The following is a 23,315-nucleotide window of genomic DNA, read 5'->3' on the forward strand; positions in this document are numbered from 1 at the left end:
TTCGTGGGGTCAGTACTTGCGGTCGGGGAGGGCGGCCTTCGCCTGCTGTTGATCGAAGGTCTCGTCGGGGGTGACGATGCGGGCCGGCACCGATTCACCGGCGACGACCTTCTTGGCGATGTCCATCAGTTGCGGCCCGAGGAGCGGATTGCACTCGACGAGGAAGTTGAACTTCCCGTCGGCGAGCGCTTGCATGCCGTCGTGCGTCGCGTCGACGGCGACGATCTTGATGTCCTGTCCGGGCTTCTTGCCCGCGGCTTCGATGGCTTCGACTGCGCCGAGACCCATGTCGTCGTTCTGCGCGAATACGACGTCGATCTTCGGGTTGGCCTTCAGGAACGCCTCCATCACCTGCTTGCCGCCCGACCGCGTGAAGTCGCCGGTCTGTGATGCGATCACCTTGAGGTTGGGGTTCGCGGCGATGGCCTTGGCGAATCCGGAACTGCGCTCCAGCGCCGGGTCGGCGCCCGTCGTGCCTTCGAGCTGGACGATGTTGACGGGTCCTGGCGCCGAGGCGTACTGCTTGACCACCCAATCGCCGGCCCACTGGCCCTCCCGGACGAAGTCGGCGCCGATGAAGGTCTTGTAGACGTCCTTCTCCTGGGTGTCGACGGCGCGGTCGGTGAGGATGACCGGGATTCCGGCGTTCTTCGCCTCGAGCAGCACCGCGTCCCAGCCGGTGCGCACCACCGGGCTGAAGGCGATGACGTCGACGCGCTGCTGAACGAACGAACGGATGGCCGAGATCTGGTTTTCCTGCTCGCCGTTGGCGTCGGAGAACTTCAGGTCGATGCCGGCTGCCGCGGCCGCGTCCTGGATGGATTTGGTGTTGGCGGTGCGCCAGCCGCTCTCAGCGCCCACCTGGGAGAAGCCCATGGTGATCTTGCCGCCGTCGGAGCCGCCGCCGTCTGGTGCCTTCCCGCTCCCGCATGCCACCAGCGCACCTACTGTGGCGACGCCTATCACCGCAGCTAGAAACCTTTTCACGACAACTCCCTTGATGTCTTGATGTGATTGGCAGGCCGCCGGGGAGACGGGCTGGGTGCGGTGTGACCCGCGTTACATGCGCCGAATGTTAACGCTCACATTCTCGGTACGTCAACCCCATGTGAGCGCTCACATTCACAGTAGGGGGCGCTTGACAAATGCGTGAGCCGCATCACATCATAAAAAATGTTAGCGCTAACATCATGCTCGGTCCGATCTGCGAGGCCGCGCGGGAAAGCAGAATCAACCGGAGGATTTGATGCGCAAAAGCTTTGTTCGAGCCGTGGGCGTGCTGGCCCTGGCCGCCGCTCTGACGAGCGCGGGCTGTGGTCGGTCGACGGCACCGGAGGCTGGCGGCGGCGGAGGCGGAGGCGAACGCACGGGCACCGTCGGCATCGCGATGCCGACGAAGTCTTCCGAGCGCTGGGTCGCCGATGGAAACAACATGTCCGAGCAGTTCAAGAAGCTCGGCTACGACACCGACCTGCAGTACGGCGACGACGTCGTGCAGAACCAGGTCTCGCAGATCGAGAACATGATCACCAAGGGCGTCAAGGTCTTGGTGATCGCGCCGATCGACAGCTCGTCGCTGACCGACATCCTGCAACGCGCGGCAGACGCGAAGATCCCCGTCGTGAGCTATGACCGGCTCATCCGGGGCACCGAAAACGTCAACTACTACGCCACTTTCGACAACTTCAAGGTCGGCGTGCTGCAGGCGACGTACATCGTCGACAAGCTCGGCGTCGCACAGGGCAAGGGCCCGTTCAACATCGAGTTGTTCGCCGGCTCACCCGATGACAACAACGCCACGTTCTTCTTCAACGGCGCGATGAGCGTCCTGCAGCCCTACATCGACAGCGGCAAGCTCGTGGTCAAGAGCGGCCAGACCTCCTTCGACCAGGTGGCGACGCTGCGCTGGGATGGCGGACTCGCCCAGTCCCGGATGGACAACCTGCTGAGCAAGGCCTACACCAGCGGCCGGGTCGACGCGGTCCTCTCGCCCTATGACGGCATGTCGCTTGGCATCATCTCGGCGCTGAAGAGCGCCGGCTACGGCACACCGTCCAATCCACTGCCTGTGGTCACCGGGCAGGATGCGGAACTTGCGTCGGTGAAGTCGATCATCGCAGGCGAGCAGACGCAGACGGTGTTCAAGGACACTCGTGAGCTCGCGAAAGCCGCAGTGCAGATGGCGGATTCGCTGCTGACCGGCGGCAAGCCCGAGGTCAACGACACCAAGACGTACGAGAACGGCGTCAAGGTGGTTCCGGCGTTCCTGCTCGATCCGGTCAGCGTGGACAAGACCAACTACGAGAAGGTCCTCGTCGGTTCGGGCTACTACACCGCGGCGCAGCTCGCATGACGGACGCGGTGGCGGCGCCAATTCTCGAAATGCGCGACATCACCAAGAGATTCGGCGCCGTCACCGCGCTCAGCGAGGTCAACCTCGTCGTGCGGAAAGGTGAGATCCACGCGATCTGCGGCGAGAACGGCGCCGGAAAGTCGACGCTGATGAAGGTGCTCAGCGGCATCTATCCGCACGGCAGCTACGAAGGCGAGATCGTCTTCGACGGCGAGCCAGGCGATTTCAAGGACATCCGGTCCAGCGAGCGACGCGGGATCGGCATCATTCACCAGGAGCTCGCGCTGGTCCCCGTGCTGTCGATTGCCGAGAACATCTTCCTCGGCAACGAACACGCCACGGGCGGCGTGATCAGCTGGCACGAGACGATGACGCACGCACAGAAGCTTCTCGACCGGGTGGGCCTGCGGGAGAGCCCCCGCACGCGGATCTCCGACATCGGTGTTGGGAAGCAGCAGCTCGTCGAGATCGCCAAGGCATTGTCCAAGAAGGTCAACCTGCTGATCCTCGACGAGCCGACCGCGGCGCTCAACGACGAAGACAGCAGGCACCTGCTCGACCTCATCGTCGAGCTCAGGGCTCAGGGCCTCACCTGCATCATCATCTCGCACAAGCTCAACGAGGTGATGCGGGTCGCGGACACCATCACGATCCTGCGCGACGGCCGCACCATCGAGACACTGGCCGTCGACGATGAACTCACCGAGGAACACATCATCCGCGGCATGGTGGGCCGTGACATGGCGGACCGGTTTCCGGATCGCACGTCGCACCCCATCGGCGACGTCGCGTTCGCGATCAAGGACTGGACGGTGTTCCACCCGCTCGACCAGCACCGCAAGGTCGTCGACGGCGTCTCCATCAACGTGCGGCGCGGCGAGGTCGTCGGGCTCGCGGGGCTGATGGGAGCCGGGCGCACCGAGCTCGCGATGAGCGTGTTCGGCCGTACTTACGGAAAGCGGGCCACCGGATCGGTCTTCAAGGACGGCAAGGAAATTCGGACGCGCACCGTGTCCGAGGCGATCGGCCACCGCATCGCCTACGCCACCGAGGACCGAAAGCACTACGGGCTCAACCTGATGGACGACATCGCCCGCAGCGTGACGCTGGCGTCGCTGTCGAAGGTGAGCCGAGCGTCGGTCATCAACGAGCACGAAGAGACGGTGGTCGCGGAGCGCTTCCGCAAGGACATGCGCATCAAGGCGCCGTCGGTGAGGGCGATCGCGGGCAACCTGTCCGGCGGCAACCAGCAGAAGGTGGTGCTGAGCAAGTGGGTCTTCGCCGACCCGGACGTGCTGATCCTCGACGAGCCGACCCGCGGCATCGACGTCGGTGCCAAGTACGAGATCTACACGATCATCAATGCCCTTGCCGCCGAAGGCAAGGCGGTGATCGTGATCTCATCCGAACTCCCCGAACTGATCGGGTTGTGCGATCGCATCTACACCCTCAACGAGGGTCGTCTCACCGGTGAAGTGGCCCGGGAGGACGCGAAGCAGGAGACATTGATGCGCTACATGATGAAGGGACGCAGTTAGATGACCACCACTCCGACGGTGAACACCGCCTCGAGTGCACCGGCCCCCGCGCCGCCACCCCGCTCGCCCGGCGGGTGGCTGAAGACGGCGCTGCAAGGCAACTTCCGGCAGTACGGCATGGTCGCCGCGCTCGCGGTGATCGTGATCCTGTTCCAGGTCTGGACGAGCGGGATCCTGCTCAAGCCGCTGAACGTCACCAACATCGTGCAGCAGAACGGTTACATCCTGATCCTGGCGATCGGGATGGTGATCGTCATCATCTCCGGTCACATCGATCTGTCCGTCGGCTCGATCGCGGGCTTCATCGGAGCGATGTCCGCGGTGCTGATGATCCACAACCACATGCCGTGGCCGATCGCGGTCGTGGTCTGTCTGCTAATGGGCGCGGCAATCGGTGCGTGGCAGGGCTTTTGGATCGCCTACGTGGGCATTCCCTCGTTCATCGTGACGCTTGCGGGCATGCTGGTGTTCCGCGGTGCGACGCAGTATCTGCTCGAGGGTCAATCCATCGCGCCGTTCCCGCGCAGCTTCCAACAGGTCAGCAGCGGGTTCCTGCCCGAGATGGGCGCCAACAGCCTCTACCACTGGCCCACCGTCATCCTCGGCGTGTTCGTCATGGTCGTGGCAGTCCTGCAGCAGGTGAGGCAGCGAAGGACGCAGTCCCGCTACGGCTTCGACGTCTCCGCGCCCGGTTTGTTCCTGGCCAAGAACGTCGGCATCGTCGCCGCCCTCGCCGCCTTCACCATGCTGCTCGCCAGTTACCGCGGCGTGCCCGTCGTCGGCATCATCCTTGCGGTGATGTTCGTCATCTACGCCTTCGTCATGCGCAGCACCGTCTTCGGGCGGCAGGTCTACGCGGTCGGCGGCAACGGGGCCGCCGCGCTGCTGTCCGGAGTGAAGACCAAGCGGGTCACCTTCCTGGTGTTCGTCAACATGGGTCTGCTGTCCGCTCTCGCCGGTCTGCTCTTCGCCGCCCGGCTGAACTCCGCGACGCCCCAGGCGGGAATCGGGATGGAACTCGAGGCCATCGCCGCGGCCTTCATCGGCGGCGCGTCCGCCAGCGGCGGTGTCGGAACGGTTTTCGGCGCCATCATCGGTGGCTTCGTGCTCGGCGTACTGAACAACGGGATGTCGCTCATCGGCATCGGCAGCGACGTGCAGCAGGTCATCAAGGGCCTGGTCCTGCTGGCCGCCGTCGGCTTCGACATCTACAACAAGAAGAAGGGCGGCTCATAGGCTGATGGATCGCTTCGATCGCGAAATCCTCGACTTCATGCGCAGTTGGGCACCTTACGGCGGTCCGCCCGCCGACGAGGTGCTGGAGGAGTTCGGGATGACCCGGGACGAACTCGTCGACCGGATGCATCTCATCGTCGCGACCGAGGCCGCCCAGCGCGAGCGCGAGCTGCGGCGCCCCTGGCTGCGGGTGCAGGCCAATGAGCCCTCGACGGGCATCAAGAGACGCAAGAACAGCAGGACGAAAGGACTTTGACGTGGCGTTCGACATTCTTCGCGAACTAACCGCACTCGCCAGCGATCGACCCAGAGCCGACACGACGGCCGAAGCGGCTTCCGCCTGGTTCGCCGCCAAGGCCAGGATGCACGAGTACCTCTCCACTCAGCCGGGCCATGACAGCAGCCGCGAATCTGCGCTGGCGAGTTGGGCGTACGAACGCTCGCGCGCATTGCTCGTGCGGCGCTCGACCGCCTGATCGATGCCCACCCGCTCAACAACGCCCACGCGGTGGCCGTTGGCCGACGGCCGCGAACTCCTCTTCTTCTCGTTGCCCGACCACCATCCGAAACCCGTCACCGACCGCAGGCCGTTGACCGACCAACGCGGCCAGTCCCAGTTGCGCTTCGACCGTCAAACCGGTCAATGGGTGATCGTCGCTGCGCTGCGTCAAGACCGCACGCACATACCGACTCCTGCCGAGTGTCCGCTGTGCCCGGGACCGTCCGGGCTCACCAGCGAGGTGCCCGCACCCGACTACGACGTCGTCGTGTTCGAGAATCGGTTCCCCAGCCTGTCCGGGGAAGGGGCGTCCCTCCCGCAGCCGGCGGACGACTTCGCGCCCGCACCCGGCCACGGCCGCTGCGAGGTCATCTCGTTCACCAGCGACCATGTCGGCTCCTTCGCCGATCTCGAACTGCCCCATGCCCGACTGGTCGTCGAGGCGTGGCGGCACCGCACCGCCGACTTGATCACCCGGCCCGGGATTGAACAGGTCTTCTGCTTCGAGAACCGGGGTGAGGAGATCGGGGTGACCCTGACCCATCCGCACGGTCAGATCTACGGCTACCCGTTCCTGACGCCGCGCACCGCCCGGATGATGGATCAGGCGCGCGCCCACCGAAAGAGTCACGGCACCAATCTCTTCGCCGACATCCTCGCCGAGGAGGTGGCCGAAGGCACCCGCATCATCACGCGCAACGAGCACTTCACCGCCTTCGTACCGTTCGCGTCACGCTGGCCGGTCGAGGTGCACATCCATCCGAACAGGTTCGTGCGCAACCTGACCGAGCTCGACGACGCCGAAGTCGATGCCTTCGCGGCGATCTACCTCGACGTCCTGCAGCGGTTCGACCGGATGTATCCCACTGTGCTGCCGTACATGTCGGCGCTGCATCAATACGCCGACACCGACGCACAGCGGGAAGGATGCTTCCACGTCGAGCTGGTGTCGATCCGGCGCAGCGCCAGCAAGTTGAAGTTCCTGGCCAGCTCGGAGTCCATGATGGAAGCCTTCATCATGGACGTCACCCCCGAGAGCGTCGCGGCCCGGCTGCGGGAGTTGGGCGATGAGTGAGCCGGGCCGCGCCGTCACATACTCGGCGCCGGGCCGAATCAACCTGATCGGCGAACACACCGACTACAACCTCGGGTTCGCCTTGCCCATCGCGCTTCCCGAACGCACGGCGGTGACCTACGTGCCCGACGACAGCCAGTCGATCGTGCTGAGCAGCGACCGCGAAGCGACCCAGCAGGAAGTCCCCATCGACACCTCGCCCGGCGAGGTGACCGGCTGGGCGGCCTACGTGGCAGGAGTCATGTGGGCGCTGCGCAGTGCGGGACACACCGTCCCTGGAGGCACGATGACGATTGCGGGCGGCGTCGAGATGGGCTCGGGCCTGGCGTCCTCGGCCGCGCTGGAGTGTGCGGCCCTCGGCGCCATCGCGACAGCGACTGGACTTCAACTCAGTCCTCTCGAGCAGGCGCGGATCGCGCAACGCGCCGAGAATGAATACGTCGGCGCCCCAACGGGTCTGCTCGACCAGCTGGCCGCACTGTGCGGCGAAGCGCGGCAAGCGCTCCTGATCGACTTCCGGGAGGAGAGCGTGCGGCCGGTGCCGTTCGACCCCGAAGCCTCCGACGTGGCCTTGCTGCTCGTCAACTCGCGTGCCACCCACCAGCACGCGGGCGGTGAGTATGCCGCCCGACGCGCGTCGTGCGAGCGCGCCGCCGCGGATCTGCGCGTTTCGTCGCTGCGCGAGGTGCAGGACCGGGGACCGTCGGCACTCGAGGCGGTGACGGATCTGGTGGCTGCCCGCCGCGCCCGCCACATCCTCACCGAGAATCAACGGGTACTCGATTTCGTTGATGCGCTGGGTGATTCGGACTTCACCGAAGCGGGAGGCCTGCTGACCGCGTCACACGCCTCGATGCGTGACGACTTCGAGATCACCACCCCTCACATCGATCTGATCGCCGACGCCGCGGTACGGAACGGGGCGCTGGGCGCGCGGATGACCGGGGGCGGCTTCGGCGGGTGTGTCATCGCGCTGGTCGACCTCGGCGAGGTCGACTCGGTCGTGGAGGCGATCCGCCGTTCGGTCGTCGACGGCGGCTACGTCGAGCCGGTGATCACCCGCACCCGCGCCGGCCGGGGTGCGGGACCTGACCGCCCTTGATGGCCTCACGGAATCCGTGCACTGTGGTGGTGTGATGCTGCACTGACGCAGCCATCCGTGAGGAGTGTTCGATGAGGGCAGTCAACTGTCTGGGCGGAAAGCTCGACGTCGTGGAGCTCGCCTCGCCGCGGCCAGCCGACGGTCAACTGGTACTCGACGTGCAGCGCTGCGGCATTTGCGGCTCGGACCTGCATGCGAAGGACCACGCCGACGAACTCGAAGACGTCATGGACGCGCTGAGCTACCCCGACTTCATGCGCGGGGACACCCCCGTGGTGATGGGCCACGAATTCTGCGGCGAGATCGCTGAGCGCGGCCGGCGCGTCGGCAAGGAGTTCAAGGTCGGCACCCCGGTCGTCTCCTTCCCGCTGGTGCGCGCGCACGGCGGTGTTCACCTGACCGGCCTCTCGCCGCTGGCCCCAGGGGCCTACGCCGAGCAGGTGCTGGCCGAGGCATCGATGAGCTTCGTCGTCCCGAACGGACTCTCCGCCGACATTGCGGCGCTGACCGAACCGATGACGGTGGCGCTGCACGCGGTGCGCCGCAGCGACATCGGCAAGCGGGACGTGGCCATCGTGATCGGCTGCGGACCCATCGGCCTCGCCGTCATCTGCCATCTCAAGGCACGCGGTGTCCACACCATCGTCGCCAGTGACTTCTCACCCGCCCGGCGAACGCTGGCGACGCGATGTGGGGCGGACGTCGTCGTCGACCCTGCCGTCGATTCCCCGTACGCCGTAGCGTCCTCGAAGGCCTTCGTGACCGAGGCGCCGGCACTCTACGAACTCGGCGTCGGATCGATGGAGAAGCTGCGCCGGCTGCCGGGGTGGTCGCACGTCTACCGCGCCGTCGACGCCCTGGGTGCGGCGAGCCCGAAGCGGCCGGTGATCTTCGAATGCGTCGGCGTGCCCGGCGTGATCGACGGCATCATCGCTGCGGCGCCGCTGAACTCCCGCGTCGTCGTGGTCGGGGTGTGCATGGGCGAGGACAAGCTGCGACCGGCGCTGGCGATCAGCAAGGAGATCGATCTGCGCTTTGTATTCGGTTACACGCCATTGGAATTCCGCGACACTCTGCACATGCTGGCCGACGGCAAGGTCGACGGCTCACCACTCGTCACCGGCACCGTCGGACTCGACGGCGTCGACGCCGCGTTCCATGCGCTTGGCGATCCGGAGACGCACGCGAAGATCCTCATCGATCCAAAGAGTGCGGCCGTGACGCCGGAGATGCCCTGACCACTATTGCAATTGCCCGGCTATGAGCGACAATTTCGCTCAATGGAGAGGGTTCTCGTGGCGTTGTCGCTCAAAGGTGGGCAATAGGTGACCGGACTCGACCGCACGGCCGTGAGCGCACTCGCCGACGAACCGTTCGACTGGCGGTACAAGGGAATGCCGTCGTCGTGGTGGGGCCACACGCCCGCACAGATCTGCAAACGGCGACCAGAACTGTTCGCCGCCGGCGCCGTGGGACCCGTGTGCGTGCTCGACGCCACGGCCATCGAGCACAACCTGACGACGATGGCCCAATGGTGCCGCGGACACGGGGTGGATCTGGCGCCGCACGGCAAGACGCACATGTCGCCACAGCTGCTGGCGCGCCAGCTCGACGCCGGTGCGTGCGCGGTGACTCTCGCCAACATCAGCCAGGTCCGCACGTTCCGAGCGTTCGGGGTGCGAAACGTGATGCTTGCCAACGAACTGGTCGACGGCGCCGGGTTGGCCTGGCTGGCAACGGAATTGGATGGCGATCCGCATTTCAACCTGGTGTGCTGGGTGGACTCCGTCGCCGGCGTGGAGCTGATGTCGGCAGCGTTGGATGACGCGGGTGCCGTGCGACCCGTCGACGTCTGCGTCGAAGTCGGAATGGCCGGAGGCCGCACCGGCTGCCGCAGCGGGGAAGCGGTCGACGAGGTGGCGCGCGCCGCGGCGGCCAGCTCACGGCTCCGGCTGGTCGGGGTGGCGGGCTACGAAGCCGCGACGGGCAGCGACGTGACCGGCGAGGCGCTGGCGCGCGTCACCGGCTACCTGACGGATTTGCGCGCGGCGGTGGTGCGGCTCGCCGGACTATTCGAGACGGATGACGTCATCGTGACGGCCGGCGGCAGCACCTACTTCGACACGGTCGCCGACGTGCTCACCGACGATTGGCCGGCCGGTCTCAAGGTGCGGACCGTCCTGCGCAGCGGCTGCTACCTCACTCACGACGACGGCATCTATTCGCGGACCTCGCCGTTCGGTCGGGGTGAGACGGAAAGCCTGCTACCGGCGCTGAGTGTGTGGGCGCAGGTGATGTCGCGTCCTGAGCCCCACCTGGCGCTGCTGACCATGGGCCGGCGCGACGTGTCGTTCGATCAGGGCATGCCCGTGCCCTACGGTCTGCCGTCCAGCGAGGTGACCGCGCTCAACGACCAGCACGCGTACCTGCGTCTGGCTCCGGGCGATCAGCCCGATGTGACTGTCGGCAGGTGGCTGCAGTTCGGTATCTCGCATCCGTGCACGGTGTTCGACAAGTGGCCACTGATCCCATTGCTGGACAGCGACAGTCGTGTGATCGACCTGATTCGGACGTACTTCTAGAACAGGTCAGGCCGGGTCGAGTACCGCTCGGATGAAGTCGCTCTTCGCCGCGGTGTAGGCCTCGCGGTCGTCGGCGTACTGGGCTGCGAGGTCGCGCTTGAGCGCGGCGTAGCGCGCGGTCAACGTCGGGTCCGCACGCAGGGCGTCGCGGAAGGACGACGCGGCAGAAAACCGGCGCCGATTAGCGCGAGGGGACCGTCTTGTGACGACGGTGGAGGAGGTACGCGAGCCAGCGAATATCGATCAACACGTGGTTTCGATCCTGTCTGCTAAGCGGACTTGCCGAGGAGCGGCAGAAGCCGGCGGCGCTCGGACATGACGTCCGAGAAGTGGTGGAGTGCCTCGGGCACCGAGTCCGCAGTGAGGTAGGCGTTGTGGTCACCGCGCAGCCGCAGTGCCCGTACGACGGATGGGCTCGTCACTAGGGACCATTCGACTGCTGCTCCGGTGCAGAGCTCATCGACGGCCTCGAGGAGGTCGAGGCCGTGCTCAGCGAATGCACGGACTTCGGCGAGGTCAAGGATGAGGGGCTTCTCCGCCAAGACGTAGTGGCCAAGGCGTTCGATCAGGCCGTCGACGTTGCCGTCTTCGATGCAGCCGCTGATGGTCACCACCGTCGCGAGCTGCCGGCACTGCGCGCGCAGCTCGGCGCCACCGCAGTCGACCGTCGGATTTCCGTATCGGAAGGGCGATTTCGACTCCGGACCACTAGTTGTGGCAGTCATGTGGATCCCCCCTTCGGTAGTGCGATGCATGCGATCGCCCGGTGCAGGCGGTGCAACGTAACCCTGAAGGTAATCGGCCAACATAAGGTACTTGGGAGTAGCCGTTAATTATTCGGTAAGAAGTCGGCCAAGGTCACCAGCAAATTCACCCCGCCAGTACAGCGGGTTTTCAGCGGTTTGCCGCCGCTTGGTGCGCTTATTCGACGGGGTACCGCTCGCGCAGCTTGAGGAGAGTCGCTTCGATTCCGGCAGCGTTGGCCTTCGCGTACCCCATCCGCTCGTAGTACTTCAGCCGGTTCTTGATCACCCCGGCGTCGTGGTAGTCGAACGTCTCGGTGACGCGGGCGCGATGGGCGCCGATCGGTTCGAACTCCCAGCGCCAGCGGTGGCCCATCGGGTGGCGCCACTCGATCAGCGCGTTGCGGGTGAGGGCGGTGACCGTGCTGGTGATGCGGTAGGGCAGGCCGTACATCCGCATCTTCGTCGAGAACTTGCTGCCCTCGGAGAGTTCTGCCGGCGCGGTGACGTTGTCGCGGACGGTGCCCGAACCGTCGAGTTCGGGGTGGCGGCGTGGGTCGGCGACGATGGCGAACAGTTCGCTGGTGTTCGCTCCCACCTCGATGGATCTGCTGACCCGTCCCGGACCCGCATCCACCACGGTGACGATCGCGCTCGGTGTTTCCATTGGATTCGCTCCCTATCGCTTGGGCGAGCGACGGCCGCTGCGGGCGCCTCGACCGGTAGAACGCGAACGTCGTCGAGGTCGTTCACCGGTTTCCGCGGCTGCGTCGAGCAACATGGTAGCCAGCGTCGCTGCGGCGCGGCTGATGTTCTGGGCCTGCGGACGGGCGAGGTGAATCTGCCAGTTGATCGGTGTCCCGAGGGCAATCGCGGTCAGGTCGTCGAAACGACCGGCCTCGCTGGCCGGCATGAAGGCGGTGCCGAGGTCGTTGCGGATGAGCGCGGCCGCGACGGTGTAGTCGGCGGGGACTTCGTACAGGATGCGCGGAATGACGCCCGCGTCGGCGAAGGCGTCGTCCACCAGGCGTCGAATGCCGAATCCGGTTGGGAAGCAGACGAAGTCCTCGCCGGCGAGCTCGTCGATCGAAACTTCGCCCCGGCCGGCCAGCGGGTGATCTTCGCGGCAGGTGAACACCATCGGCTCCTCGACCAGCGGATGCATCTCGATGCCAGGCGGGAAGCGGTCCGGGGCCGACACCAGCGCGAGGTCGAGAGATCCGTCGGCGACGGACGTGGTGTACGCCGACGAGCCGACCTGGCTCAACCGCAGGCTGAGCCGGACGAAGGGATGAGCGCGGTGGAAGTCGCCGAGTACCTTCGGCACGTCGAGCGCACCGAAGGTGACCAGCGAACCGAACTCGACCGTGCCCGTGAGATGCCCTCGGTAATCGCTGAGCGAGTCCTTCGCCAGGCGCGCCCCGCGCAGCAGCTGGCGGGCATGCTCACGCAGCTCCTCACCGGCCGGGGTCAGCCGAATCCGTTGTCGCGAGCGATCGAACAGCTGCACCGCCAGCTCGTCCTCGAGCTTCTTGATCGACGTCGACAACGCCGACTGCACGACGTGTACGCGTTGGGCGGCGCGGGTGAAGCTCATGTCGTCGGCGACCGCGAGGAAGTACTCCAGCTGGCGCAGCTCCATCCGGACCAAGTTATCAGTGAAATAGATGATGATCATGAAAAACAATCGTTGGACGCGATCAGCCTGCGTTGGTGTCATGGACTGGTAGATCCCCGACCAGCCGAAGAGGCACACGATGACGATCGTCGACGCGCACCGATCACCCGATGCGACAACCCGTTCCGCGTCCGACGCGGCCATCCGCTTCGAAACGGCCGCATTGCCACTGCGTGCGGAGTTGGAGCGCGCGGCGCGCCGCTACACGCGCAGCGTTCACGATGCCGAGGACCTGGTTCAGGAGACGTTCACGAAGGCGTGGGCCGGCTTCGATTCGTTCGATCCCGGCACCAATCTTCGGGCCTGGATGCATCGCATCATGGTCAACGCCTGGATCGGCTCGCACCGCCGGGCGGAGTGCCGGCCGAAGGAGTCACTCACCGACTCCTTCACCGACGCGCAACTGGCCGGCGAGACCAGACTCGCCCCGTCTGCCGAAGTGCGAGCGCTGCAGCGGCTGCCCGACGAGGACTTGCGGCACGCGATCGGAGCGCTGTCGGCGCCGCTGCAGACGGTCATCTACTACGCCGACGTCTGCGAGCTCCCGTACAAGGAGATCGCCCGCATGGAGGGCATCCCGGTGGGCACCGTGATGTCGCGGGTTCACCGGGCCCGTCGACAACTGCGTGCCACACTGTGCGACGCCGCATGCTTGCCGCACAACGTGTTTCACCATCCAGACACCTCGATGACCGCATCGGCGAACTGACGCGGTGCCTCCTGCGGGACGTTGTGCCCGATGCCGTCGAGAACGCGGTGCGCATACCTGCCGGTGAACTGCTGCCGGTAGCCCTTGCCGTCCTTGGCGGGACCGTCGAAGTCGCTGGAGATCGTGATCGTCGGCACGGTGATGACCGGCTTGGCGGCCAACCGGTTCTCCAACTCGTCGTAGGCGGGCTCGCCAGGCGCAAGGCTGAGGCGCCACCGGTAGTTGTGGATGACGACGGCGACGTGGTCGGGGTTGGCGAAGGCCGCCGCGCTGCGCTGGAAGGTGGCATCGTCGAACGACCACGTCGGGGATGCGTTCTTCCAGATCAACCTGTTGAAGTCGTCGGTGTTCTGCCGGTAGCCCTGTTCACCGCGGTCGGTCGCGAAGTAGTACTGATACCACCAGCCGTACTCGGCCTGCGGCGACAGTGGTGCGAGGTTGGCCGTCAGATTGACGATGATGTATCCGCTCACCGCCACCAGTGCCCGGCATCGCTCGGGCCACAGCGCCGCGACGACGTCCGCCGACCGCGCGCCCCAGTCGAAGCCACCGATGACCGCCTGCGGAATGTTCAGCGTGTCCATCAATGCGATGACGTCGCTTGCGACCGCGGCCTGCTGGCCGTTGCGGACCGTCGCCTCCGACAGGAAGCGGGTGCTTCCGAAGCCGCGCAGGTAGGGGACGATGACGCGGTAGCCGCGCTCGGCCAGCATCGGTGCGACGTCGACGTAACTGTGGATGTCGTACGGCCAGCCGTGCAGCAGGATGACGGGTGGCCCGTCGGCGGGACCGTCCTCGGCGTACCCGATGTCGAGCACACCTGCGTCGACCTGCTTGTACGACCGGAATCCCGTGTGGCCAGTGGGTGGAGCCGCAGCGGCGTTCGGCATCGAAGTGGCCACCGAGGCTCCCGCCGCCGCGAGGCTCATCATCTGGGCGAACTCGCGTCTACTGATCATGTTGTCATTTCCCACTTTTCAGGCGTCCGGAGACGAGAAGCGTACTGGATGTGCCGGCCACCGGCCGGGCGCCTTTTCAGGCGCCGTCACCCAGTGGAACGCACGAATCGGCGCCGCGATTCACTGCAGAAGTCCGCAATCCGCCGCGTAAGGGCACGCCGCGAATTAACGTTGGCCTTCATATGAAGGGGAGCTCGCCGACGGAGCCCGGTGACTCGCCGACGGCGGTCGCCACGGCAACACCATCCGCGTCGACGTTGGGCGCCGCACCGGTGCCGCAGGTCGACGACCAGGAACGGCCGGGGCGCGAACTCGGCGGCTGGGTGGCCCGCGTCGTCGCGACCGTCGCCTTCGCCGTCGCCGTCCTGACCATTTGGCAGGTCTTCCGCCCGCTGTCGCAGGGCAGTCAGTTCTATCTCATCGTGTTCCTCGCCGGGACACTGCCATTGGTGTTCCTGGTCTACCGATCCGGGTTGGGCCGGCTCGATCCCGCCGACCGGCCCGGCGTGCTGGACTGGGTGTTCGCGGTCGTGACGCTGATCGTCTGCCTCTACCCGGTGCTGCCGGTCGCGATCGGATCGGGCGGCGGCGGCTACAACGCCTTCCTCGACCGCCAGGGCCAACTAGACCCGACCGACGTCGCGATGGGCGCGCTGCTGCTCGTCCTCGTTCTGGAGGCCTGCCGGCGGACAACGGGCTGGGCACTTCCGGTGGTGTGCGGCCTCTTCCTGGCGTACGGGTACTACGGCGGACTGCTTCCCCAAACGTGGGCGATCGCGCATGCCGGACTGGACTTCGATCAGATCGTCGACGCGCTGTACAACTCGGGCAGCGGCTTCTTCGGCACGCCGCTCGACGTCGCCGCCACCTACATCGTGTTGTTCACCATCTATGGCGCGGTGCTCGAACTGTCCGGTGGTGCGCGGTTCTTCGTCGACCTGTCGGTTGCGGCCTTCCGCCGCTCGCGCAGCGCCGCGGGCCGGACGGCGGTGGCGTCCGGCTTCCTGCTCGGTACGGTCTCCGGCTCGGGGACGGCGACCGCCGTCAGCGTCGGTGCGGTCACCTGGCCGATCATGCGCCGCGCCGGCTACTCGCCCGAACGCGCCGGAGGCGTTCTCGCGGCGGCCGGTGTCGGCGCCCTGTTGTCCCCGCCCACGCTCGGCGCTGCCGCCTTCATCGTCGCCGAGTACCTCGAGGTCTCCTATCTGGTGGTGCTCGGGTGGGCATCGATTCCCACCGTCCTGTACTACCTCGGCATCCTCCTGGCCGTCGAGATCGACGCCCGCCGATTCGGCATGCGCCCGGCACATCTCGAGGCCGGCTCGCCATGGAAGCTGTTGCTGCGCTTCGGCTACCACTTCTCGTCGTTGATCGCGATCGTCGTGCTGTTGGCCGTCGGCGTCAGCGCGACGCGGGCCGTCGTCTACGCCACCGCACTGGCCTTCGCGCTGTCGTTCATCGACCGCCGGGGCAGGCTGACACCGCGCCGGCTGTTCGAAGCGCTGAGCTCCGGCGTTCGCGGCGTGCTGCCCGTCGTCGCGGTCTGTGCGGCCGCCGGGGTGATCACGGCGATGACGACGAAGACCGGTCTCGGCGCACAGTTCTCCTCCGTGCTGGTGGGCGGCGTCGATGCGATCACCGACAACCGCACCGTCATGCTCGCGCTGACCGCGGTCTTCGCGGCGGTGGCGCTGGCGATGCTCGGGTTGGCGATTCCGGTGACCGCGTCGTTCGTCATCGGTTGGGTGATCATCGGCCCGGCGCTGCTCGCGCTCGACGTGCCGGCGCCGGTCGCCGCGATGTTCGTCTTCTACTACTCGGTGCTCTCCGAGGTCACCCCGCCGACCGCCCTAGCGGCCGTCGGCGCCTCCGCCGTCACCGGTGGGCGGGTGATCCCCACGATGTGGAACACGTTGCGCTACGCCGCACCCGCGTTCCTGGTGCCCATCGCGTTCGTCCTGACCGATCCCGGCGAATACCTCCTTGGCCGCGGTCCGGTAATCGGCGTGGTGTGGGCGACGGTCGCGGCGGCGGCGGGCATCGTGGCGCTGTCCTTCGCCGCAGGCGGGTGGGTGCTCGGCGTCGGGGCCGCCGGATGGGTGGCGCGTGTGTTCACCGGGGCCGCGGCCCTGCTGTTGTTGTTCCTCGATCCCGTCACGATCGTGGCGGGATCGGCGTGCCTGCTGATCGCAGTGGCGCTGACCATCATCGAGAAGAGGAGACGGACATGAGACGCGTGACAACGGTGTTCGCGGCGCTGCTGTTGATCGGCACGACTGCCACGGGATGCGGTGGGCGGCAGGACAAGCCGAGCGCCGACACGGGCGGTGAAGTCACGTGCGACGTCACCTCCGACACCCGGTCGGCCATCGCGACCGGCAACGCCACCGGCGTGTACTTCTCTCTCGGAAACGCCTGGGCCGAACAGATTTCGGACGCCACCGGCGGCAAGGTCAAGGCCACCGCGTCCGAGACCGGGGCGTCGGTGCAGAACATCCAGCAACTCGTCGCCGGGACGTATCAAGTGGCGTTCTCGCTCGCCGACAGCGCCGCCGACGCCGTGCAGGGCAAGGGTGGCTTCGACGGCAAGAAGCAACCCGTGCAGGCACTCTCGCGGATCTATCCCAACTACACGCAGGTGATCGCCCGCAAGGATTCGGGCATTACAACGATCGCCGACATGCGTGGCAAGCGGATCTCGACCGGCTCGCCGGGTTCGGGCACCGAAGTCATCGCCAACCGGTTGCTGGAGTCGGCGGGCCTCAACCACGCATCCGACGTCTCGGCCCAGCGACTGGATCTCACCAAGACCGTCGACGGCATGAAGGACGGTTCGATCGACGCGTTGTTCTGGTCGGGCGGGTTGCCGACACCGGGCATCACCGACCTCATCACCACCACGCGCAACGACGTGGCGTTCATCGACATCACGCCACAACTGCCGAAGATGCAGGAGGTCAGCCCGGTCTACGAGGAGGGCGTCATCCCGGCCGCCACCTATGGCCTGCCTGCGGACACGAAGACCATCGTGGTGCCCAATCTGCTGCTGGTGCGCGATGACGTGGACGCCAACCTCGCCTGCGTGCTCACCAAGACGCTGTTCGACCGCAAGCCGCAACTGGAGCAGGTCGTCGGCGCCGCGAAGGGCATCAAACTCGAGACGGCCCGCGACACGGATCCCATTCCGCTGAACCGCGGAGCGCAGAAGGCACTCGGGGATCTGGGCGCCAAGGAGTAGCCGGACCGCGCCTATCTTGGGAACCATGACGGTTCTCGAGTCACCCATCCCACGGTTTCACCTCGCCATCCCGGTCGACGACCTGCCCGCCGCCAAACGCTTCTACGGCACCGTGCTCGGCCTCGAGCAGGGACGCAGCGCCGAGACGTGGGTGGATTGGAATCTCAACGGCCACCAGCTCGTCACCCACGTCGCGCCGGACCGGGCAGCCGCCATCCACAACCCGGTCGACGGTCACGACGTCCCCGTGCCGCACTTCGGGCTGATCCTGACCGTGGCCGGCTTCCAGGCGCTTGCCGACCGGTTGCGGGCGGCTGGAGTCGAGTTCATCATCGAGCCCTACGTGCGCTTCGAAGGCGAGACGGGGGAGCAGTGGACGATGTTCCTGCTAGACCCGGCCGGAAACGCGTTGGAGTTCAAGGCGTTCGCCGACGATTCCCAAGTCTTCGCGGCGTGAGGGGCCTGACATGCGCATCGTGATTGCAGGCGGACACGGCAAGATCGCGCTGATCCTGGAGCGGCTGCTGTCCCAGCGGGGTGATTCCGTCGCCGGACTGATCCGCAATCCGGCACAGGCGGCCGACCTCGAAGCCGCCGGTGCCGAAGCCGTGGTCGTCGACCTGGAGAAGGCGTCCGTCGCCGAGGTGGCCGAGCACGTGCGCGGCGCCGACGCCGTGGTGTTCGCCGCGGGGGCGGGGCCCGGCAGCGGTGCCGCGCGCAAGGAGACCGTCGACCGCGACGCCGCGATCCTGCTCGCCGACGCCGCTCTCGACGCGGACGTACGGCGCTATCTGATGGTCTCCGCGATCGATGCCGACCGGCGCGCCGACGCCGGGACGTCCGATCCCGTCTACACCGCCTACCTACGCGCGAAGGCCGCCGCCGACGAGGCGGTCCGGTCCCGCGGCGCGCTGCGCTCGACCATCGTGCGGCCCGGCCTGCTCACCGACGAACCCGGTACGGGCAGGGTCACGATCGCAGCGGAGACCGGCCGCGGGAGCATTCCCCGCGCGGACGTGGCGGCCGTGCTCGTCGCCGTGTTGGACGCCCCGGAGACGGCAGGGCACACCTTCGAGTTGATCGGCGGCGACACCCCGATCGCCGACGCCGTGGCCTGGATCGGTAGTTAGCGCTTCCACTGCGAACCGGAGTAGTTCTCCCAGGGGCTGTAGTCGGCGATCAGGTCTTCCTGCGGCGGGCGCTGGTCCTCGGGCACGTGCTGCAGGTTGATCCGGATGCGGTACCAGATCGAGCTCGGCCCGCGCATGCCGTCGACCAGAACGTCGACAGGCTCGAGTCTTTCGGCCGCCGCGGGGTAGCGCATGCGCCACGTGTCCAGCGCGGCCATCGCCTCGTCCTTGGTCTTGGTGCGGGCGATCTCGATCAACGGCATCGTCGATTCTCGGCGACCGTCGGCGGTGCGGCGCGCACCCTTGGGCGCCTTCTCGGCCGGCCCCAGTTCCTTCGCGCGTTCCAGTAGCGCGTCCAGGCCGCCGGGTGCGTCGTCCATGCCCTCCCACGGATCGCCGAGATCGGTGAACCGGGCGGGCACCGTCGACACCGTGAATGCCTCGGGCCTGCAGTCCAGCACCTCGTCCCAGCGCAGCGGTGTGGAGACCCGCGCGTCGGGCGTCGCACGCACCGAGTAGGCCGAGGCGACGGTGCGGTCCTTGGCGTTCTGGTTGAAGTCGACGAAGACGCGTGCGCCGCGTTCCTCCTTCCACCACCGGCTGGTCGCCAAATCCGGTGTCCTGGACTCGACTTCGCGGGCGATGGTCTCGGCCGCCAGCCGCACCTGCTTGTAGGGCCAGCGTGGCGGGATGCGGGCATAGATGTGGAAGCCGCGCGATCCCGACGTCTTCGGCCAGGCGGTCAGTCCGTAGTCCTCCAGCACCTCGCGGGCCACCAACGCCACTTCGACGATCTGCTGCCACTCCACGCCGGGCATCGGGTCGAGGTCGACGCGCAGTTCGTCGGGATGATCGAGATCGCCGGCCTGCACGGGATGCGGGTTGAGGTCGACGCAGCCCAGGTTGACCGCCCACGCGAGGCCTGCGGCGTCGTGGATGACGGCCTCCTTGGCCGACGTGCCCGAGGCGTACTTGAGTTCGGCGACGTCGATCCAGTCGGGCCGCTTCTCGGGCGCCCGCTTCTGGAATATGGCCTCTTCGGTGATGCCCTTGACGAACCGCTTGAGGATCATCGGACGGCCGGCGACGCCGCGCAGCGCACCGTCGGCGACGGCGAGGTAGTACTCGACCAGATCCAACTTGGTGACGCCCGCGTCAGGGAAGACGACCTTGTCGGGGTGGGTGATCGCCAGCACGCGCCCACCCACGTCGAGGGACAGCGGAGACGCCATCACGCCATCCTAGTTTCCGGGTCCGACTGCGACGGCCGTCACATATTGTGGTGGTCATGCCCAAGCTAACCGACCTTCCGTTGCAGGCCGCGGCCAAGATCCAGGAGTCCGCCGGAAAATACTGGGACCGTGGATCGGCGGAACTGCACTACGCCATCAAGATGTTCGAGGCAGGCGCATTCAAGATCGAGCCGCCGCAGAACATCGCCGCGATGCTCGCCGACATCCGGCGATGGGGCGAATTCGGCATGATCCCGGCGCTCAACGCCCGACGCACGCCCAACCGCACCGCGATCATCGACGACGACGGCGAGTTGACGTTCAAGGAACTCGACGATTCGGCCAACGCCGTCGCCAACGGTCTACTGGCAATGGGAGTCCGCGGCGGCGACGGCGTCGCGCTGCTGATCCGCAACCACCGGTGGTTCCTGATCGCGATGTACGGCGCCGCGAAGGTGGGCGTGCGCATCATCCTGCTCAACAGTGAGTTCTCCGGGCCGCAGATCAAGGAGGTCTCCGAGCGCGAGGGCGCGAAGCTGATCATCTTCGACGACGAGTACACCAAGGCCGTCGCGGCGGCGGACCCGCCACTGGGCAGGCTGCGCGCGCTGCCCACCAACCCGGACAACGACGCGCCGTCGGAGAGCACCGACGAGACACTCGCCGATCTGATCGCCCGCACCAAGAACGATCCGCCGCCGAAGGCGTCGCACCACTCGAAGATCATCATCCTGACGAGCGGCACGACCGGTACCCCCAAGGGCGCCAACCGCAGCACGCCGCCGTCGCTGGCGCCGATCGGCGGTGTGCTGTCGCACGTCCCGTTCAGGTCCGGCGAGGTGACCTCGCTGCCCGCCCCGATGTTCCACGCGCTGGGCTTCCTGCACGCCACCATCGCGATGATGCTCGGCACGACGCTGGTGTTGCGGCGCAAGTTCAAGCCGGCCACCGTGCTCGCCGACATCGAGAAGCACAAGGTGACGGCGGTGGTCGTGGTGCCAGTCATGTTGTCGCGCATGCTCGATGCGCTCGAGGGCATGGAACGCAAGCCGGACCTGTCCAGCTTGCGGATCGTGTTCGTCTCGGGATCGCAGCTCGGTGCCGAGCTGGCCACCCGGGCGCTGAAGGATCTGGGTCCCGTCGTCTACAACCTGTACGGCTCCACCGAGATCGCATTCGCCACCATCGCGCGGCCCAAGGACCTGTCCATCAACCCGGCGACGGTGGGGCCGGTGGTGAAGGGCGTGAAGGTCAAGCTGTTCGACGACAACGGCAACGAGGTGCCCCAGGGCGAGGTGGGCCGGATCTTCGTCGGCAACACCTTCCCGTTCGAGGGCTACACCGGCGGCGGCCACAAGCAGATCATCGACGGCCTGATGTCGTCCGGCGACGTCGGCTACTTCGACGAGAACGGCCTGCTGTACGTCAGCGGGCGCGACGACGAGATGATCGTCTCGGGTGGCGAGAACGTCTTCCCCGCCGAAGTCGAAGACCTGATCAGCGGCCACCCCGAGGTCGTCGAAGCCACCGCGCTCGGCGTGGAGGACAAGGACTGGGGGCACCGGCTGCGCGCGTTCGTCGTCAAGGCCGACGGGGCGAGCGTCGACGAGGACGCCATCAAGGCGTACGTCCGGGACCACCTGGCCCGCTACAAGGTGCCCCGCGAGGTCGTCTTCCTCGACGAGCTGCCGCGCAACCCCACGGGCAAGATCCTCAAGCGCGAACTGCGCGAGATCGACGTGGAGTAGCCACGCCGATCCCGCGCCGTCGGCGAGTTTCGCGAGATTGAACCCACGCGACAAAAGTGCGACTTGGATTCAAGTGGTGGCTGCAACGAATGTGGACGGATCTGAGAGTAGTCGGTCGAGTTCTTCGGCGGGGGTGCGCCAGTTGTGGCGTTTGCGGGGTCGGGCGTTGAGTTCGGCGGCGACCTGGTCGAGCCAGCCGGGGCCGTAGAAGGATAGGTCGGTGCCTTTGGGGAAGTACTGGCGCAGCAGTCCGTTGGTGTTCTCGTTGCTGCCGCGCTGCCAGGGGCTGTGGGGGTCGCAGAAGTAGATCGGCAGGCCGGTGGCCTTGGTGATCTTGGCGTGTGCTGCCATCTCGCCGCCTTGATCCCAGGTCAGTGAGCGGCGCAGGATTTCGGGGATTTCGGGGATTTTGGCCGACATGGCGTCGGCCGTGGTGGCTGCGGTGCGGTCCTCGGGTAGGTGCAGCAGCATCAGGAATCCGGTGGCCCGCTCGACTAGGGTTCCGATCTGAGATGCCTGGTTCTTGCCGATGATCAGGTCGCCTTCCCAGTGTCCGGGGATCGCGCGGTCATCGGCCTCCTTGGGCCGTTCACTGATGTTGATCATGTCTTTGAGGTGACCTTGGCCAGTTTCCTTGCGTCCCTGCGCCTTTCGTTGAGTGCGGCCGGTGCGTAGCGCGGTCTTGACCAGCCGAGCCAACTCCCCGCGCGGCTGGACGTACATGGTCTGATAGATCGTCTCGTGTGACACCCACATCTCCGGATCCTCGGGGAACTCCTCGCGCAGCCGGCCGGCGATCTGCTGGGGACTATGCCGCTGCTTCAAGCGTGCCACCACCTCGGCCAACAGCGCCGCAGTCGTGTCGAGTTTGCGCGGTTTGGGTCGCGTGAGGTTGGCCTCGGCGGCGTCTTGACTCACCCGTGCCCGGTATCCCGACACGGTCCGCCCACGGCCCATCTCGCGGCGAATCGTGTCCCTGTGGCGCCCCAACAACCCGGCGGCGTGCGCCGGCCGGTGCCCCGTCTCCAGCAGCTGCTCCAACCGGCAGCGCTCGATGAACGACATCGGCCCCCTTGGCGGTGACGGATCGGGCTCGATATCGGCAGGTGCAGGGGTTCTGGGCACATACCCAGCCTTGTTCACCCAATACTGGCCCGTGACCTCCGACACGCCGGCCAGCGCCGCCGCCTGCAACGGCGACGCGCCAGAATGCATTGCCTCCCAGAACGCGTCACGAACCGCTGCCGGATACCGAACACCCCGATGCTTGAAGTTCGCCGCCACCCCGGCCGCGTTCGCCCACTTGTTACCCGTGGAGTGACAGACCCCGGCCACTGTGGCAGCCGCCGACCGCGACAACCCCGACTTCAACGCGTCCAGGAAAACACCATGGGCAGACTCCGGTACCTGTTTGCAGCCCTGCTTGCGAAACGCCATCGAACAACACCTTCGAACTCGTTAGGTGTTGCAGCGACCACTTGAGTCTGAGCGAG

Annotated in this window: 23 protein-coding genes; 15 read left to right on the top strand and 8 right to left on the bottom strand. The window is 66.6% G+C overall.

What is annotated here, in order from left to right:
* Nucleotides 1-9: 9 nt before the first annotated feature.
* Nucleotides 10-987 (bottom strand): ABC transporter substrate-binding protein, encoded by a 978-nt coding sequence (locus N536_RS0134475; RefSeq protein ID WP_029117777.1) that lies wholly within the window; start codon nt 985-987, stop codon nt 10-12.
* 259 nt (nt 988-1,246) lie between these two features.
* On the opposite strand from N536_RS0134475, the gene chvE reads away from it, so the two are divergent.
* From chvE to N536_RS0134520, 9 genes are all read left to right on the top strand, one after another.
* Nucleotides 1,247-2,353, top strand: a complete 1,107-nt coding sequence (gene chvE / locus N536_RS0134480; protein WP_029117778.1) for a multiple monosaccharide ABC transporter substrate-binding protein — start codon at nt 1,247-1,249, stop codon at nt 2,351-2,353.
* Nucleotides 2,350-3,891, top strand: coding sequence for a multiple monosaccharide ABC transporter ATP-binding protein (gene mmsA, locus N536_RS0134485; protein WP_029117779.1), 1,542 nt, complete (start codon nt 2,350-2,352; stop codon nt 3,889-3,891). Before chvE ends, mmsA begins: the two co-directional genes overlap by 4 nt.
* Entirely contained in the window at nt 3,892-5,127 is a 1,236-nt protein-coding gene (mmsB, locus tag N536_RS0134490) for a multiple monosaccharide ABC transporter permease (protein WP_029117780.1), read from the top strand.
* Between the two features lie 4 nt (nt 5,128-5,131).
* A complete protein-coding gene (locus N536_RS0134495; RefSeq protein ID WP_029117781.1) occupies nt 5,132-5,383 on the top strand; it encodes a hypothetical protein in 252 nt (83 codons plus the stop codon).
* A gap of 1 nt (nt 5,384) precedes the next feature.
* Nucleotides 5,385-5,603, top strand: a complete 219-nt coding sequence (locus N536_RS0134500) for a hypothetical protein (RefSeq protein ID WP_029117782.1) — start codon at nt 5,385-5,387, stop codon at nt 5,601-5,603.
* A gap of 3 nt (nt 5,604-5,606) precedes the next feature.
* Nucleotides 5,607-6,701: a galactose-1-phosphate uridylyltransferase gene (galT, locus tag N536_RS0134505; protein WP_029117783.1), complete on the top strand. Its 1,095-nt coding sequence runs from the start codon at nt 5,607-5,609 to the stop codon at nt 6,699-6,701.
* Nucleotides 6,694-7,803, top strand: a complete 1,110-nt coding sequence (locus N536_RS0134510; RefSeq protein WP_029117784.1) for a galactokinase — start codon at nt 6,694-6,696, stop codon at nt 7,801-7,803. The genes galT and N536_RS0134510 overlap by 8 nt, the downstream gene beginning before the upstream one ends.
* Nucleotides 7,804-7,874: 71 nt before the next feature.
* Complete coding sequence (locus N536_RS0134515; protein ID WP_029117785.1) at nt 7,875-9,041, top strand: zinc-binding dehydrogenase; 1,167 nt, start codon at nt 7,875-7,877, stop codon at nt 9,039-9,041.
* 87 nt (nt 9,042-9,128) lie between these two features.
* On the top strand, nt 9,129-10,385 hold the full coding sequence (locus N536_RS0134520) for an alanine racemase (RefSeq protein ID WP_029117786.1): 1,257 nt from the start codon (nt 9,129-9,131) through the stop codon (nt 10,383-10,385).
* A 6-nt stretch (nt 10,386-10,391) separates the two neighbouring features.
* On the opposite strand, the gene N536_RS43410 is transcribed toward N536_RS0134520, so the two are convergent.
* From N536_RS43410 to N536_RS40335, 4 genes are all read right to left on the bottom strand, one after another.
* Nucleotides 10,392-10,625, bottom strand: a complete 234-nt coding sequence (locus N536_RS43410; RefSeq protein WP_081809506.1) for a GrpB family protein — start codon at nt 10,623-10,625, stop codon at nt 10,392-10,394.
* A gap of 29 nt (nt 10,626-10,654) precedes the next feature.
* Nucleotides 10,655-11,110 (bottom strand): STAS domain-containing protein, encoded by a 456-nt coding sequence (locus N536_RS0134530; protein WP_029117787.1) that lies wholly within the window; start codon nt 11,108-11,110, stop codon nt 10,655-10,657.
* 196 nt (nt 11,111-11,306) lie between these two features.
* Nucleotides 11,307-11,795, bottom strand: a complete 489-nt coding sequence (locus N536_RS0134535) for an SRPBCC family protein (RefSeq protein ID WP_036438638.1) — start codon at nt 11,793-11,795, stop codon at nt 11,307-11,309.
* A gap of 12 nt (nt 11,796-11,807) precedes the next feature.
* Nucleotides 11,808-12,770 (bottom strand): LysR family transcriptional regulator, encoded by a 963-nt coding sequence (locus N536_RS40335; RefSeq protein ID WP_051574980.1) that lies wholly within the window; start codon nt 12,768-12,770, stop codon nt 11,808-11,810.
* Between the two features lie 115 nt (nt 12,771-12,885).
* Here N536_RS40335 and N536_RS40340 point away from each other — a divergent pair, with 115 nt between their 5' ends.
* Complete coding sequence (locus N536_RS40340) at nt 12,886-13,515, top strand: sigma-70 family RNA polymerase sigma factor (protein WP_051574977.1); 630 nt, start codon at nt 12,886-12,888, stop codon at nt 13,513-13,515.
* Here N536_RS40340 and N536_RS0134550 read toward each other — a convergent pair.
* Nucleotides 13,476-14,474 carry an alpha/beta fold hydrolase gene (locus N536_RS0134550; protein WP_029117789.1) on the bottom strand — a complete coding sequence of 333 codons (999 nt, stop codon included), beginning with the start codon at nt 14,472-14,474 and terminating at the stop codon, nt 13,476-13,478. The two genes, N536_RS40340 and N536_RS0134550, sit on opposite strands and share 40 nt — an antisense overlap.
* Before the next feature lie 182 nt (nt 14,475-14,656).
* On the opposite strand from N536_RS0134550, the gene N536_RS0134555 reads away from it, so the two are divergent.
* From N536_RS0134555 to N536_RS0134570, 4 genes are read left to right on the top strand one after another with little or no spacing between them, the layout of a single operon-like run.
* Complete coding sequence (locus N536_RS0134555; protein ID WP_029117790.1) at nt 14,657-16,705, top strand: TRAP transporter fused permease subunit; 2,049 nt, start codon at nt 14,657-14,659, stop codon at nt 16,703-16,705.
* Nucleotides 16,702-17,712: a TAXI family TRAP transporter solute-binding subunit gene (locus N536_RS0134560; protein WP_029117791.1), complete on the top strand. Its 1,011-nt coding sequence runs from the start codon at nt 16,702-16,704 to the stop codon at nt 17,710-17,712. The genes N536_RS0134555 and N536_RS0134560 overlap by 4 nt, the downstream gene beginning before the upstream one ends.
* Before the next feature lie 25 nt (nt 17,713-17,737).
* Entirely contained in the window at nt 17,738-18,169 is a 432-nt protein-coding gene (locus tag N536_RS0134565) for a VOC family protein (RefSeq protein WP_029117792.1), read from the top strand.
* Nucleotides 18,170-18,179: 10 nt separating this feature from the next.
* On the top strand, nt 18,180-18,842 hold the full coding sequence (locus N536_RS0134570) for an NAD(P)H-binding protein (protein ID WP_029117793.1): 663 nt from the start codon (nt 18,180-18,182) through the stop codon (nt 18,840-18,842).
* Here N536_RS0134570 and ligD read toward each other — a convergent pair.
* Nucleotides 18,839-20,074, bottom strand: coding sequence for a non-homologous end-joining DNA ligase (gene ligD / locus N536_RS0134575; protein WP_029117794.1), 1,236 nt, complete (start codon nt 20,072-20,074; stop codon nt 18,839-18,841). The genes N536_RS0134570 and ligD overlap by 4 nt on opposite strands.
* Nucleotides 20,075-20,130: 56 nt before the next feature.
* Here ligD and fadD2 point away from each other — a divergent pair, with 56 nt between their 5' ends.
* Nucleotides 20,131-21,822 (top strand): long-chain-fatty-acid--CoA ligase FadD2, encoded by a 1,692-nt coding sequence (fadD2, locus tag N536_RS0134580; protein ID WP_029117795.1) that lies wholly within the window; start codon nt 20,131-20,133, stop codon nt 21,820-21,822.
* A gap of 69 nt (nt 21,823-21,891) precedes the next feature.
* Here fadD2 and N536_RS0134585 read toward each other — a convergent pair whose 3' ends face one another.
* A complete protein-coding gene (locus tag N536_RS0134585) occupies nt 21,892-23,259 on the bottom strand; it encodes an IS30 family transposase (RefSeq protein ID WP_029114794.1) in 1,368 nt (455 codons plus the stop codon).
* Nucleotides 23,260-23,315: the final 56 nt, after the last annotated feature.

Origin of the sequence: Mycobacterium sp. URHB0044 (assembly GCF_000620625.1) — a bacterium.
Classification (GTDB): domain Bacteria; phylum Actinomycetota; class Actinomycetes; order Mycobacteriales; family Mycobacteriaceae; genus Mycobacterium.

Excerpts from the sequence above, each read along its gene's own strand:
- chvE (WP_029117778.1), top strand. The coding sequence starts at position 1,247 with ATGCGCAAAAGCTTTGTTCGAGCCGTGGGCGTGCTGGCCCTGGCCGCC.
- mmsA (WP_029117779.1), top strand. The coding sequence starts at position 2,350 with ATGACGGACGCGGTGGCGGCGCCAATTCTCGAAATGCGCGACATCACC.
- mmsB (WP_029117780.1), top strand. The coding sequence starts at position 3,892 with ATGACCACCACTCCGACGGTGAACACCGCCTCGAGTGCACCGGCCCCC.
- N536_RS0134495 (WP_029117781.1), top strand. The coding sequence starts at position 5,132 with ATGGATCGCTTCGATCGCGAAATCCTCGACTTCATGCGCAGTTGGGCA.
- galT (WP_029117783.1), top strand. The coding sequence starts at position 5,607 with ATGCCCACCCGCTCAACAACGCCCACGCGGTGGCCGTTGGCCGACGGC.
- N536_RS0134510 (WP_029117784.1), top strand. The coding sequence starts at position 6,694 with ATGAGTGAGCCGGGCCGCGCCGTCACATACTCGGCGCCGGGCCGAATC.
- N536_RS0134515 (WP_029117785.1), top strand. The coding sequence starts at position 7,875 with ATGAGGGCAGTCAACTGTCTGGGCGGAAAGCTCGACGTCGTGGAGCTC.
- N536_RS0134530 (WP_029117787.1), bottom strand. The coding sequence starts at position 11,110 with ATGACTGCCACAACTAGTGGTCCGGAGTCGAAATCGCCCTTCCGATAC.
- N536_RS0134535 (WP_036438638.1), bottom strand. The coding sequence starts at position 11,795 with ATGGAAACACCGAGCGCGATCGTCACCGTGGTGGATGCGGGTCCGGGA.
- N536_RS40335 (WP_051574980.1), bottom strand. The coding sequence starts at position 12,770 with ATGGAGCTGCGCCAGCTGGAGTACTTCCTCGCGGTCGCCGACGACATG.
- N536_RS40340 (WP_051574977.1), top strand. The coding sequence starts at position 12,886 with ATGACGATCGTCGACGCGCACCGATCACCCGATGCGACAACCCGTTCC.
- N536_RS0134550 (WP_029117789.1), bottom strand. The coding sequence starts at position 14,474 with ATGATCAGTAGACGCGAGTTCGCCCAGATGATGAGCCTCGCGGCGGCG.
- N536_RS0134555 (WP_029117790.1), top strand. The coding sequence starts at position 14,657 with ATGAAGGGGAGCTCGCCGACGGAGCCCGGTGACTCGCCGACGGCGGTC.
- N536_RS0134560 (WP_029117791.1), top strand. The coding sequence starts at position 16,702 with ATGAGACGCGTGACAACGGTGTTCGCGGCGCTGCTGTTGATCGGCACG.
- N536_RS0134565 (WP_029117792.1), top strand. The coding sequence starts at position 17,738 with ATGACGGTTCTCGAGTCACCCATCCCACGGTTTCACCTCGCCATCCCG.
- N536_RS0134570 (WP_029117793.1), top strand. The coding sequence starts at position 18,180 with ATGCGCATCGTGATTGCAGGCGGACACGGCAAGATCGCGCTGATCCTG.
- ligD (WP_029117794.1), bottom strand. The coding sequence starts at position 20,074 with ATGGCGTCTCCGCTGTCCCTCGACGTGGGTGGGCGCGTGCTGGCGATC.
- fadD2 (WP_029117795.1), top strand. The coding sequence starts at position 20,131 with ATGCCCAAGCTAACCGACCTTCCGTTGCAGGCCGCGGCCAAGATCCAG.
- N536_RS0134585 (WP_029114794.1), bottom strand. The coding sequence starts at position 23,259 with ATGGCGTTTCGCAAGCAGGGCTGCAAACAGGTACCGGAGTCTGCCCAT.